Annotated in this window: 10 protein-coding genes; 7 read left to right on the plus strand and 3 right to left on the minus strand. The window is 44.4% G+C overall.

Features of this window, described 5'->3' with window-relative positions; genetic code table 11:
- Positions 1–28: 28 nt before the first annotated feature.
- Entirely contained in the window at positions 29–2,869 is a 2,841-nt protein-coding gene (gene uvrA, locus FN961_RS00655; RefSeq protein WP_143562619.1) for an excinuclease ABC subunit UvrA, read from the minus strand.
- 231 nt (positions 2,870–3,100) lie between these two features.
- On the opposite strand from uvrA, the gene FN961_RS00660 reads away from it, so the two are divergent.
- The 6 genes from FN961_RS00660 (at position 3,101) to FN961_RS00685 (ending at position 8,030) form a co-directional block, all read left to right on the plus strand.
- Complete coding sequence (locus FN961_RS00660) at positions 3,101–4,468, plus strand: MFS transporter (protein ID WP_143562620.1); 1,368 nt, start codon at positions 3,101–3,103, stop codon at positions 4,466–4,468.
- 77 nt (positions 4,469–4,545) lie between these two features.
- Entirely contained in the window at positions 4,546–5,226 is a 681-nt protein-coding gene (locus FN961_RS00665; protein ID WP_143562621.1) for a single-stranded DNA-binding protein, read from the plus strand.
- Positions 5,227–5,524: 298 nt separating this feature from the next.
- Positions 5,525–5,920 (plus strand): curli production assembly/transport protein CsgE, encoded by a 396-nt coding sequence (locus FN961_RS00670; protein ID WP_143562622.1) that lies wholly within the window; start codon positions 5,525–5,527, stop codon positions 5,918–5,920.
- 23 nt (positions 5,921–5,943) lie between these two features.
- Positions 5,944–6,336, plus strand: a complete 393-nt coding sequence (locus FN961_RS00675; RefSeq protein ID WP_143562623.1) for a curli assembly protein CsgF — start codon at positions 5,944–5,946, stop codon at positions 6,334–6,336.
- A gap of 3 nt (positions 6,337–6,339) precedes the next feature.
- On the plus strand, positions 6,340–7,110 hold the full coding sequence (locus tag FN961_RS00680; protein ID WP_185972677.1) for a CsgG/HfaB family protein: 771 nt from the start codon (positions 6,340–6,342) through the stop codon (positions 7,108–7,110).
- A gap of 254 nt (positions 7,111–7,364) precedes the next feature.
- On the plus strand, positions 7,365–8,030 hold the full coding sequence (locus tag FN961_RS00685; protein WP_143562625.1) for a response regulator transcription factor: 666 nt from the start codon (positions 7,365–7,367) through the stop codon (positions 8,028–8,030).
- Positions 8,031–8,279: 249 nt separating this feature from the next.
- Here the strand turns inward: FN961_RS00685 and FN961_RS00690 are convergent, their stop codons facing one another.
- Positions 8,280–9,791, minus strand: a complete 1,512-nt coding sequence (locus tag FN961_RS00690) for a curlin (RefSeq protein WP_143562626.1) — start codon at positions 9,789–9,791, stop codon at positions 8,280–8,282.
- Between the two features lie 14 nt (positions 9,792–9,805).
- A complete protein-coding gene (locus FN961_RS00695) occupies positions 9,806–10,180 on the minus strand; it encodes a curlin repeat-containing protein (RefSeq protein WP_373293338.1) in 375 nt (124 codons plus the stop codon).
- 551 nt (positions 10,181–10,731) lie between these two features.
- Here FN961_RS00695 and FN961_RS00700 point away from each other — a divergent pair.
- The gene (locus tag FN961_RS00700; RefSeq protein WP_143562628.1) at positions 10,732–13,260 is read left to right on the plus strand and encodes a S8 family serine peptidase; all 2,529 of its coding nucleotides are present in this window, start codon (positions 10,732–10,734) and stop codon (positions 13,258–13,260) included.
- Positions 13,261–13,420 lie beyond the last annotated feature (160 nt).

Below are 13,420 nucleotides of genomic sequence, written 5' to 3' on the forward strand. Positions count from 1 at the left end.
CTTATCCTCTGCTTATCTGTTCAATGGCTTAGTTTATGTCCAGTAAGGGCTTAAGAAAGCGCGCTGTATGAGACTCTGTATTCTCAGCAACTTGTTCGGGTGTTCCTGCGACTAGAATCATGCCTCCACCATCACCGCCTTCGGGTCCTAAATCGATGATCCAATCAGCGGTTTTTATCACATCTAAGTTGTGTTCAATCACGACAATGGTGTTGCCGTGAGTCTTTAGTCTATGCAATACATCCAGTAAGAGCTGAATATCAGCAAAGTGTAGACCTGTAGTTGGCTCATCGAGAATATACAGGGTTTGGCCAGTGTCGCGTTTAGAGAGCTCTTTTGCCAGCTTAACACGTTGCGCTTCACCACCGGATAATGTGGTGGCACTTTGTCCTAAGCTGATATAAGACAGACCGACTTCTATCAAGGTTTGCAGCTTTCTGGCGATGGCTGGTACGGCTTCAAAGAAAGGTCTCGCTTCTTCGACGGTCATGTTCAGCACTTCATGAATGCTTTTGCCCTTGTATTTAACTTCTAAGGTCTCGCGGTTGTAACGCTTACCTTTACAGTCATCACAAGGTACATACACATCGGGAAGGAAGTGCATTTCAACTTTGATCAGTCCATCACCCTGGCAAGATTCACAGCGTCCACCTTTGACGTTAAAAGAGAAACGTCCAGGCTTGTAACCACGGGTTCGTGATTCCTGAGTGGCAGAAAACAGCTCTCTGATCGGCGTGAAAATCCCCGTATACGTGGCTGGATTTGAACGCGGAGTACGGCCAATCGGGCTTTGATCGATATCGACGACCTTGTCGCAGTGATCCATGCCTTTGATTTCACGATAGGGCGCTGGTTCATCGACAGTGGCACCATTAAGTAATCGATGGGCTATTTTGTAAAAAGTATCATTGATTAGGGTCGATTTACCTGAGCCAGATACACCGGTTACACAAGTAAAGAGTCCCACTGGGATGGCCAAATCAACATCTTTTAGATTGTTACCGCTGGCACCAAATAGCTCAATAAGTTTATCGCCATTATAGGCAACTCGCTCTTCGCTAATGTGGATCTGCTTTTTACCTGACAAGTATTGGCCAGTGACGGATTCCTCACAGTTAAGAATATCCTCCAAGGTGCCGTCGCAGATCACTTCGCCCCCGTGTACACCTGCGCCAGGACCGATGTCGATAACGTGATCAGCCATTTTTATCGCATCTTCATCGTGTTCGACAACGATAACCGTGTTACCAATGTCGCGTAGATGGATAAGGGTTTGCAGCAGACGTTCATTGTCTCGTTGATGCAGGCCAATAGAAGGCTCATCAAGTACATACATCACGCCGACTAAGCCTGCGCCAATTTGACTGGCAAGTCTGATCCGCTGTGCTTCACCGCCTGATAGTGTATCGGCAGAGCGAGATAGGCTTAAATAGTTAAGGCCTACATTGACCAAGAAGCCAAGGCGATCAGAAATCTCTTTCATGATTTTTTCGGCGATCTGAGCTTTTTGCCCCGTCAACTTGAGCGTAGAGAAGTACTCTTTAGCATCACCGATAGACCACTGAGTTAGCTGCGGCATATTGAGGTCGTTAATGAAGACGTTACGCGCTTCTTCACGCAGTCGTGAGCCGTTACAACTTTGGCAGCACTGGGTACTAATAAATTTGGCTAGCTCTTCACGAACAGCATTAGACTCTGTCTCGCGATAGCGTCTGTCCATGTTGTTGATGATGCCTTCAAACGGGTGGTTACGCACCACAACATCACCACGATCATTGATGTATTTAAAGGCGATGCTCTGAGTGCCTGAGCCATAAAGAACACGCTTTTTAATATCATCACTGAGCTGCATAAGCGGCTTCTCAACATCAAATTTGTAGTGTTCGGCAAGCGAAGTCAGCATTTGGAAATAGTAGAAGTTACGTCTGTCCCAACCTCGAATAGCACCACCTGCCAGCGATAATTCATCATTGACGATGACGCGTTCGGGATCGAAATATTGCTGCACACCAAGGCCGTCACAGGTGCCACAGGCGCCAGCTGGATTGTTAAATGAGAATATTCTTGGCTCTAATTCCGCCATTGAATAGCCACATTGTGGGCAGGCAAAGTTTGCAGAGAAGAGCAACTCTTCATCTTTATTCTTGGTGTCGCTGTCCATGTCAGCCACAGTCGCAATACCGCCAGAAAGCTCAAGCGCGGTTTCGAATGATTCGGCCAATCGTTGCTGAATATCATCACGGACTTTAAAGCGATCAACGACCACTTCGATGGTGTGCTTCACATGAAGTTCAAGCTCTGGTGGATCGGTAAGATCGCAGACTTCGCCATCGATACGAGCGCGAATGAAACCTTGTGCCGATAGACCTTCAAGCAGTTTGACATGCTCACCCTTACGGTTATTCACCACTGGGGCAAGCAGCATCTGTCTACTGCCTTCAGGGAGTTCAAGTACTTTGTCTACCATCTGACTAATGGTCTGGGCTGCTAATGGTTGGCCATGGGTTGGACAACGTGGCTCACCGACGCGAGCAAACAGTAAGCGCAGGTAATCATAGATCTCTGTAATGGTTCCCACGGTAGATCTAGGATTGTGTGACGTCGACTTTTGTTCGATAGAGATAGCGGGACTTAGGCCTTCGATATGATCCACATCGGGCTTTTCCATCAAACTCAAAAATTGGCGGGCATAGGTTGAAAGTGATTCAACGTATCGTCTCTGGCCTTCGGCGTAAAGAGTGTCGAATGCCAGAGACGATTTCCCCGATCCCGAGAGTCCAGTTATCACGATTAATTTATTTCTGGGAATTGTCAGGTTGATGTTTTTTAGATTGTGGGTGCGGGCGCCACGTACTTCAATCTTGTCCATCTGTCTCTCTATGCCGAATAAAAAAGAGATCGATTATCGCACAAAAATTAACAAAAGAAGAGAGGATAAAAGAGTTAGGAATTGAGTGGGGGGCAGGTTGTTTTCTCAGCTTTGGGTTTTATTGTTGCTAGAGTGCGGTGAGCTCGCAGTTTTTTGATTTTCCTTTTGAGCTAATTAAGAGCTTCGTGATACCATATCTGACTTATTTATGTATTCAGATCAGGGCGGAACATGTCCAATAACGGACTCTCAAAGACTGAGACAAAAGTCGCGTTTTCTTTAGCCAGTGTATTTGGTTTGCGCATGATGGGCTTGTTTATGATCATGCCTGTCTTTGCACTCTACGGGCAACATCTTGAAGGTTTTTCGCCTCTGTGGGTAGGTATCGCCATTGGTGCTTACGGTCTGACTCAAGCTGTTTTACAGATCCCAATGGGGATTTTATCGGATAAATTTGGTCGTAAGCCGATTATTCTCATCGGCTTAGTGATGTTTGCTTTTGGTAGTCTGGTTGCCGCCAATGCAGACACGATTTATGGTGTTGTGGCGGGTCGTGCTATACAGGGAATGGGTGCAATTGCGGCGGCTGTTCTGGCGCTGGCTGCAGACTTAACCCGCGATGAACAAAGAACCAAAGTGATGGCGATAATCGGTATGTGTATCGGTTTCTCTTTTGCGCTATCCCTGCTTGTTGGCCCGATTGTGGCTCAATACTTGGGGTTGTCGGGTTTGTTTGCCATGACAGCTTGCTTAGCGGTGTTGGGGATGATCATCGTACAGTTTCTTGTCCCAAATCCCATTTCCCAAGCGCCGAAAGGCGATACGTTAGCCATACCAGCTAAGTTGAAGGCGATGGTAACTGACCCGCAACTGTTTCGCTTGGATGCTGGGATCTTTATTCTGCACTTAGTGCTCACCGCTGTCTTTGTTGCTTTGCCGTTGGATCTGGTGGATGCAGGCCTAGCGAAAGAGAAGCACTGGATGCTTTATTTTCCCGCTTTTATGGGCGCTTTTTTCCTTATGGTGCCGCTCATTATCATTGGCGTGAAGAAGAAAAATACTAAAGCGACCTTTCAGGTTGCGCTGCTTATCATGATGTTGGCATTGGCCTCAATGGCCTTATTTGCCAATAACCTTGTTGTGTTGAGTATTGCTGTTGTGCTGTTTTTTACCGGCTTTAATTATCTGGAAGCATCATTGCCAAGTTTGATTGCCAAGTTCTGTCCTGTTGGCGACAAAGGATCTGCCATGGGCGTTTATTCGACTAGTCAGTTTTTAGGTGCTTTTTGTGGTGGTATATTAGGCGGTGGCGCATATCAGTTAGTTGGCGCTGAAGGGGTGTTTGTTGTCGCACTGGGTTTGATGACGCTGTGGTTATTATTAACCTTGGGCATGAAGAACCCTGTGTTGTTAAAGAGCTATACCCTTGAAGCAACTGTTGAAGGTAAAGAGCAAGCGAGAGTCATGGCAACCAAGTTGTCTCAACTCGCAGGCGTTGCCGAAGCAATCGTCGTACTTGAGGAGAAAGTCGCTTATTTAAAAGTTGATGAGCATTTCGATTTAAGAGAAGCGCGAGCTGTGTTAGGCTCTGTCAGTTAAGTCGTAATTTCGTGTCAATTGACGGGAATTCGGTGTAGAATTTATCGTAATTTGTAAGTATATCTCAGGAGATTTCAATGGCCAGTCGTGGTGTCAATAAGGTAATTTTGGTCGGTAATTTGGGTAAAGACCCTGAAGTGCGTTATATGCCGAATGGCAATGCCGTCGCCAACTTTACAGTGGCGACGAGTGAGTCTTGGAAAGACCAACAAGGTCAACCACAAGAACGTACTGAATGGCACAACATCGTTATGTATCGTCGTCTGGCTGAAATAGCTGGCGAGTACCTTAAAAAAGGTTCTAAGATTTATATCGAAGGTAAATTGCAAACCAGTAAGTGGCAAGATCAGGCTACCGGTCAAGACCGTTATAAGACTGAGATTAATGCGAGTGAGATGCAGATGCTAGATAGCCGCGGTCAAGGCGGTGGACAGCAAGGTGGTGGTGATTACGGTCAGCAGCAAAACCAATACAATGCACCTCAGCAGCAAGCTCCACAGCAGGGTTATGCGCCTAAGCCTCAATCTGCTCCACAGCAGCCAGCTTATGCTCCTAAGCCTCAGTCTGCTCCTCAGCAGCCAGCACAACAGCAAGGTGGCTATCAGTCACAGGGTCAACAGCCACAAGCCCCTGCTTACGCACCTAAGCCACAAGCAGCACCGCAGCAACGTCCTGCTCCTGCGCCTCAACAGGCTGCACCACAGCAGAATTTCACCCCAGATCTTGATGATGGTTGGGATGACGATATCCCGTTCTAGGGAGCAATATCTACGCTGTCAAAACTATGCTAAAGCCTCTTAATTAAGAGGCTTTTTTATTGCCTCACACTCGCCCCTTCATAATATCATCTAGCCCAAAAGTACTACTTCTTTCTTCTCGCTTTTACGTATTTCGATTTTTTAAGCATTTTTGTGGGTCAAAAAATACGTATTGCTGATAGTGTAGAGAATCGCTACAAGTCCCAGTATAACTGGGCTTCAGGAAATTTAACTTAGCCGCGTATAGCGTATCGTGTTCGGTATTATGAGCCTTTGTATTCGTTGAGATTGATAGCTTATGAAAAAATTGATCTGCTTATTATCGTTTCTTTTATTTTTTCCTACCGCCACGGTTGCGGTGGAAGATGACATTGAAATAAGTGGTTTGGTGATCGACAGAACCCTAACTCGTTTTGGTAAAGACTTTGGTTTTTACTATTCAGGTTATTGGCGTGATCTGACCTTCACTCAAGGATTCAACGTGACGCTATACGAGACAGTGTTTCCGCAAGCTGGCACTCAGCTAACACTTGAGGTTAATGGGAAAGCCATTTACATCACTCACTTTGGACGTAGGGCAAATCCGATAAAAGAGCGGGCTGAGCAAGCTATTTTGCTTACTATCGATTACATCGCCCAAATCAAGGCAAATGCCGCTACCAGTGAATTTACTCGCGTTGATGACGGCTATTAGCTTCAGATATTAGGATAATAATTATGAACTACAGGATGTTAATTTTGGCTGCAAGCATAACGATTAGCAGCGCCCAGGCTACAGAATTAGTCTACACCCCGATTAATCCAAGTTTCGGTGGTTCAGCCCTCAATGGCTCATATTTGCTTAATAAGGCAAATGCACAAAATGATCATGAGGCTGATAGCTCTGATAAAGACTTTGTTACCCGCTTTAAAGAGTCATTGGAACGTAACATTCTCAATGAGATCACTCGAGAAATCGCCAAAGGTAATATCACTGATGGTACCTATGACACAGGTGACTTTCGTATCGAAGTGGCAACGGTCGGCGATGGTGTGATGTTAACCATCACCAACTTGCTAACGGGTGAGGTCACTGTGATCGAGATGCCAGTCTATGGCGGGGGAGGATAAGTGATGAAAAATTTACTGACTATGCTTGTATTGCTCTCTTTATCAGCCTGTGGCCTGATAGCTAAACCTGATATTAATATTACTGAGGCTGAGATTAACCCTGTGAGTAGTACGATGAAGGTACTGCAAGCAAAAACGCCGCCTAAATATCCTATTCCCGTGGCTGTTTATTCCTTTAGGGATCAAACCGGGCAGTACAAGCCCCAACAAAATGTAAGTTCATTCTCGACTGCGGTGACTCAAGGTGCAACCTCAATGTTAATTCAAACCTTACTTGAATCTCGTTGGTTTACACCAGTGGAGCGAGAAGGGTTACAAAATCTGTTAACTGAGCGAAAAATAACGAAGAAGCAGCCGGTTAAGAAAAATGAGTCTGAAGTTCCCCAGTTGACCAATGCAAGGCTGTTACTCGAAGGTGGAATCATTAGCTATGAGACGAATGTAAGTACTGGCGGCATCGGACTTGAATATTATGGTATCGGTGCTTCTGAACTTTATCGTGAAGACCAAGTCACTATCTATTTGCGAGCTGTTGATGTTCATAGCGGAAAAGTGATGATGTCAGTGTCGACAACTAAGCGCGTATTCTCGCAACAGATGAGGGCTGGCTTGTTCCGTTTTACCAGTTTGAATCGCCTAGCCGAAGCTGAAATGGGGTTTACGACTAACGAGCCTGTACAGTTTTGTGTACTGCAAGCGATTGAGTTGGCCGTCGCGGAGATGGTGGATAAAGGAATCGCATTAGGTTATTGGAAGTCAGGGTCTGATGTATAGCGCCTGTAAGGGCTTTTGAGCCCTTTTTTTTATTAAATCAATCTGTATAATGTATTCGTTTTGGTGATAAATCTGGTTTATATGCTTTAATTGGTTTTAACTTGTGTTTATAGTTTATTTTCTGGTAAATTATATCGTTTTGTTATAAAAATGCCTACCAAAGGTAAATGAATTGTATTAGCTCTTATGGACCAGAGAGTGTTTTATGTTTTCTTCAGGGTGAGAACATAATGATATTGACAAGGAGAATTCGTATGAACCAAATCGATGAACTTGTCTTTTTTCACCAAATTGAGGCGCCATGCCACTTAGCTATTTTGGCAGACTCTATTGGATTAAAGACTCGTATTATCAGCAAGTCTTCTGAACTATTTAACGGCTTACTGTCGAATAGTTTTTGTTTTATTGCCCAAAAAGGGGAGGCTCTAGACAACAAAGGCATCCCTTTAATCGCGTCTAGGCTAGCGTCACAGTTTCCCGTCGCGCTTCACCAGGTTGAACCTAATACATTGCAGGCTGAGTCGGCATTGTTATTGGGAATAAAAGGTGTTCTCTACTCAAACCAAGGTATGGATTCATTAATGTCGGGCATTACTAATATGGTCGAAGGTGAACTTTATTTTGATCGGCAATTAATCAGCCAAGTTTTTAGTCGTCTCGTGCGTAAGTTGGACAGTGCAAATGATACATTGCAAGACAGTGCAGTGATGATGCAGATGCTAACCAGCAGAGAGAGAACGATTATTAGTTTAGTGTCTAGCGGAGCTAGGAATAAGGAGATAGCTCATCGATTATGCATTAGTGAGCATACTGTTAAGGCACATATCTCCTCTATTTTCAGAAAGACTCAGTCGCGTAATAGAGTTGAGTTGTTAAGGTGGGCACAGAGCTATCAGAGTCAGTTAGAGTTATGTTCTTAATTAACTCAACTCGAATAGTTGAAAAGGGAGCCGATTAGGCTTCTTTTTTTATGTCCCTCTTTAATTAAACTAGTACTGACTGACTGACTGACTGATGTAAGTGAGTGCTGAAATCGCTGTGAACCACCCTAGGTAATAAAGTTGAATTGAACAGCTAAGAAAGCAGCTGCGTTATCTGAGTTGCTATCGATATTAAGGTAATAAAAAAGGGAGCCGGTTAGGCTCCCTTTTATGTATCGTTATTTAAAACTAGTTTTGAATGACTGTTGCCGTGTTGAAATCACCGGTTTGAGTCACTGATATAGTATTGTCCATACCCGTTTGTGAGCCCATCACTAGGTTATCATTACCAGTTTGAGCAATCGTTAGACTGTTGTTATCACCCGTAACAGCAAACGCTCCATTACCTTCACTACCAACCCAGTTACCATCACCTGTTTGCGTGATTAAGGCTGTGTTCTCATCGCCTGTAATGATAAGGTCAATCAGGTTAAGATCACCGTCTTGAGTCATCTCTACATCGGTATTGTCCATACCAACGACAGTAACTAAAGCTTCGTTTTCATTGCCATCTTGTTCAATATCAACGTCATTGTCGTCACCAGTAACATCGGCATACCCGTCGTTGCTGTCACCCTCTTGGCTAATATCAATGTTGTTGTCATCACCTGTAGCGAAAGCGGTCACTTTACCATCGTTGCCATCACTTCTTAGGTCAAAATCATTGTTATCCCCATAGGCACCAAACGACGCGAAGTTTGTATTACCTTCTTGATCTAACGTGACATCATTATCGTTGCCGAATACTTGGAACTCTGCACCGTTGTTGTCGCCTTCTTGATCAACATTGATGTCGTTATCATCACCTTCAATTTCGGCTATAAGCGTGTCGCCAATCGTGTTGCTCATTCCGATTTGAACGATCTCAACGTAGTTGTCATCGCCTTGGGTGAAAGCGAGATAAGATGTATTGTCGTCGCCTTCTTGATCTATTTCGATTTCATTATCAGAACCAGTAAGGCCGTAGACAAAACCTGTGTTGTCATCACCTATTTGGCTAACAACGAAGTTGTTGTCGTCACCAGCAACGCCTTTAACAGCGCCTAGGTTGCCATTTCCTTCTTGGTAAACATCAACATCGTTGTTGTTGCCTACGTTTGGTGTGATATCAAGAGAGACCATACCTGCAGTGTTATTGTTACCCGCTTGAGTAACTTTACCGTCATTATCATTGCCTTCTACTCGGTAGACACCAAAGTTATCATCACCATCTTGGTTGATGACTGCGGTATTGTTATCACCGATTAACTCAACGACAGCTTCACTTGCTGAACCATCCTGTGCCACATCGACGCTGTTGTTGTTGCCTGTAACATCAATATTGGTGATATTGGCGGTGTCGAATTGAGCAACATAAGTTTCGTTATCGTTACCTGTTACGTCGACATTCGTTTTGTGTGACTCATCAGCCTGATCAACTTCAGTATTGTTACCTAAACCAGTTGAGTTAACATAAGCTTCTACAGACGTACCTTCTTGCACGACAGTAGTAGATTGATTATCACCTTCCTGATTAACAACAGCCACACTAAGGGTGCCAGTCTGTTCGACATAGGCTTCTTGCCCTTGAACTGAGTCAGCTGTGTTAGTGGTTTGTGTAATGGTTGCAGAGTTATCTGATCCAGCAAATGCTGAGCTACTCATGCCAAATCCTGCTGTGATCGCTAGCGCTAGTATTGTTTTTTTAGTCTGAGATCTCATGTGACTTTCCCTGTTTAATATTGTGTTATGGTTATTTCTGCACCATCAGCAATCTGCTCGATGGAGAAGTTAGCACTGCCAAGTTGATTTAGATTAACCTGATTATTGTTTCCAACTTGCGTAATGGAAGCTTGGTTATCATCGCCAACTTGAATCAGTTCTACTTGATTATTCTTCCCATATTGAGCTACATCGGCCTCGTTGTTATCCCCTAACTGCAACAGATCGGTGTAGTTATGACTACCGAGTTGTATAATATGTGCAGTATTAAGGTTGCCTAGCTGGACTAGGTTAACGAGGTTTTCTCGCCCATTGCTTTCAAGAAGAGATTGTAGAGTGACAGGCAGTTCGTAGGTACTCGAGGTGTCTAGATCATCATCTGCCAACACCCAAGTGCTGAAACAAAGAGTGATAAACAGTAAGAATACAGAGTTAAGTATTGACACTTTAATACCCCTTTCTATTGATGATTATTAGGTTTTCTTGTTTTAAACCCAATCGAACTCGTTTTACTATCCCTAAGAGCTGCTGTCTTAAAGTTTGCGGCAACAGATCCAGATGAAGGTTCAAGTTACAGACATGTGAAAATGCCGCAATCGGAAGAAGGTCTATTTATCAAACTCTCACCAATAAAAAACTTTTAACAAGCTGTTTACTTTTTATCCATTTGTTTTTACTAGTTTTATTTGTTTTGGTTAGGTCGGGTTTTACTGTTTTTACTCTAGGTGATAAGGCAATGGGCGTAGTAGAAAGGTTGTAAAGCCCGTGAGCCAGCTTTCAAAACAGTGAGTGTTGTGGCAACAATCCTGATTGTGAAATGCACCGGAATTTACTTTGAGACTTTCTTGGGGAGAGGATTAATACCGACGAAAGGGTCTTAGTTGGATTTGGTTCCGGATGTTCCGGATATAGAATTTAGGGATAAAAAGGAAGTCAGAATATGTTTAATAAGATTTCACCGATTGCACTTGCCATTGCGGCAGCAATTACGGTCTCCGCAGCGCCAGTTCAGGCTAAAGTAACTCAACATGAATACGTCAAAGATTCGATTCTTGTTGTATATAAAGATAATGCCACTCAGTCTGAGCGCCTTTCTGCACAACGTTTAGTTCGCGGTTCAATCCGTGACGCTAATGCTGACGGTGTTGATGATAAGTTTGCCAATTTAATGAATGGCAAGCTAGCAAGTCTATCACTACGTTCAGGATCTGATGTATCAAAAGCAATTAAAATGATCAGTCAACATCCTGCGGTAAAATATGCTGAGCCAAACTATGTTATCAAGGCGCTAGGTACGCCTGATGATCCTCGTTACCCTGAAATGTGGGGACTTAATAATACCGGTCAAGATGGTGGTACTGCTGGTGCTGATATCAGCGCAGTAACGGCTTGGGACACTTCAACTGGTGACACCGATGTCATCGTTGCAGTTATCGATACCGGTGTTGATTACAACCATGAAGATCTCCAAGGTAATATTTGGACTAATCCGAATGAGATTGCCGGTAACGGTATAGATGATGATGGCAACGGCGTTATCGATGATGTCCATGGTTACAGTGCTATCGATGATGATGGTGACCCGATGGATGGTAACGGCCATGGTACTCACGTTTCTGGTACGATCGGAGCAAAAGGTAACAACGGTGTTGGTGTAGTCGGTGTTAACTGGGATGTGTCAATTATTGGTTGTCAGTTCCTCGATGCAGGAGGTTCAGGTTCTACTGAAGGGGCGATCGCGTGTATCGATTACTTGACTGATCTTAAAGTTAATCATGGTATTGATATCAAGGCGAGTAATAACTCGTGGGGTGGTGGTGCTTTCAGCCAAGCACTAAAAGATTCTATTGATGCCAGTGGTGATGAAGGCATTCTGTTTGTCGCTGCGGCAGGTAATTGTAGGAGTGGAGCACCTGCGCGTGATATCGATCAGGAGCCAAGCTACCCGGCTTCATACGACTCTGATGCCATTTTGGCTGTCTCCATGACTACCCGTAATGACGCTCTGGATAGCTGTTCTCATTGGGGGCCAACATCTGTGGATATGGGGGCACCGGGTAGCAGTATTCTGTCTACTACGCCGGGTAATAATTACTCTGTATTCAGCGGGACGTCCATGGCCAGTCCCCACGTTACCGGTGCTGCTGCATTAGTATGGTCAATTAATCCTGATCTTACGATTGATGAGATGAAGCAACTGCTGATGGATTCTGGTGATGCAAATGCAGATTTGGCGGGTAAGACCGTTTCTGGTGCTCGCTTGAACCTAGCAACTGCACTGGACATGGCTGATCCATCTCCAAGTTACCGCTTCACAGTCACACCATCTTCACAAACTATCATAGCGGGAGAGTCTGCTAGTTATGACTTTAGTGTTGGTAGTGTTGCTGGGTGGGATGAGTCTGTTGCGTTAAGTTTTGAAGTGACTCCAGCCCTTGCTGGTGTGTCTCTATCTGCTGACACAGTGATGGATGGCGATAGCTTTACACTTGATGTTATGACCGAAGGTTCAACTGCTTGGGGTGATTACAGCATTACCGTTTCTGGTGATGATGGCACTATTCAGAAGAGCAAGACTGTTTCATTAGGCGTATTGCCGCAGGGTATTGAAGATTATCCTTATGGCAACGATGACCCAATGGATATTCCAGATAATGATTCTGCTGGTATCGTAAGTACGATTGAAGTGACTGATGATGTTCAAATCTTCGGTGTTAATGCTGATGTAGACATTACTCATACTTGGAGTGGTGACCTTATCGTTACGCTTACATCTCCAGAAGGAACGGAAAGTGTACTACATAACCGTTCTGGCGGTAGTGCAGATGACGTAGTGATGAGCTGGGATCTTGCTGACTTTAATGGTGAGATGGCGATAGGAACTTGGACTCTGGCTGTTAGCGATAATGCTGCAGCGGATCTAGGAACACTAAACAGCTGGGGTATCGTTATCTCAGGTGTAGGTGAAGGTACGGGGCCTGAGGCGCCAGTTGCCGGTTTTGAATCTAGTGTTGATGGCTTGAGTGTTAGCTTCACTAATACAAGTACCGATGCCGACGATGATATCGTTAGCTATAGCTGGGACTTCGGTGATATGGGCACTTCAGCTGATATGAACCCTGCTCACACTTACGCATCAGCGGGTAGCTATGCCGTATCACTTACCGTGACAGATTCAGAAGGTAACACTGATACCGCTAGCATGAATGTTGATGTGTTTGATAACGTCATTACAGCTGAAATACTCCGCGCTAAGTTGTCTCGTCGTGGTAGTGCGTTAGTTGACCTCGCTTGGGATGGCGCAAATGGTAACTCAGTTGCTATTTACCGTGATGGAGAGATGGTCGCGACAACCAACAATGATGGTCGTTACCGTGACCGTTTCAGAGATGCACCTGCATCAGTTGTTTATACAATCTGTGAAGCTGGAACGAGCTTATGCTCAGATCCAATCACTGCACAGTTCTAAGTAATTAATATTACTTGTCATTAGTGGCCTTAGGGCCGCTTTTTTTTATCTCTGTAGAAAGCCATTTCAATATATCTTCATGCATTAACTGTTTTAGAACTGCGTTTATGTATACCAATCAGTAATAAGAAGTTGATCTACTCAGAGTGTGCTATGGCAA

This window comes from Shewanella hanedai (genome assembly GCF_007197645.1).
Taxonomy (GTDB): Bacteria; Pseudomonadota; Gammaproteobacteria; order Enterobacterales; family Shewanellaceae; genus Shewanella; species Shewanella hanedai.

Bases quoted from the DNA above. Each gene is read 5' to 3' on its own strand.
- uvrA (WP_143562619.1), bottom strand. From the start codon at position 2,869: ATGGACAAGATTGAAGTACGTGGCGCCCGCACCCACAATCTAAAAAAC.
- FN961_RS00660 (WP_143562620.1), top strand. From the start codon at position 3,101: ATGTCCAATAACGGACTCTCAAAGACTGAGACAAAAGTCGCGTTTTCT.
- FN961_RS00665 (WP_143562621.1), top strand. From the start codon at position 4,546: ATGGCCAGTCGTGGTGTCAATAAGGTAATTTTGGTCGGTAATTTGGGT.
- FN961_RS00670 (WP_143562622.1), top strand. From the start codon at position 5,525: ATGAAAAAATTGATCTGCTTATTATCGTTTCTTTTATTTTTTCCTACC.
- FN961_RS00675 (WP_143562623.1), top strand. From the start codon at position 5,944: ATGAACTACAGGATGTTAATTTTGGCTGCAAGCATAACGATTAGCAGC.
- FN961_RS00680 (WP_185972677.1), top strand. From the start codon at position 6,340: ATGAAAAATTTACTGACTATGCTTGTATTGCTCTCTTTATCAGCCTGT.
- FN961_RS00685 (WP_143562625.1), top strand. From the start codon at position 7,365: ATGAACCAAATCGATGAACTTGTCTTTTTTCACCAAATTGAGGCGCCA.
- FN961_RS00690 (WP_143562626.1), bottom strand. From the start codon at position 9,791: ATGAGATCTCAGACTAAAAAAACAATACTAGCGCTAGCGATCACAGCA.
- FN961_RS00700 (WP_143562628.1), top strand. From the start codon at position 10,732: ATGTTTAATAAGATTTCACCGATTGCACTTGCCATTGCGGCAGCAATT.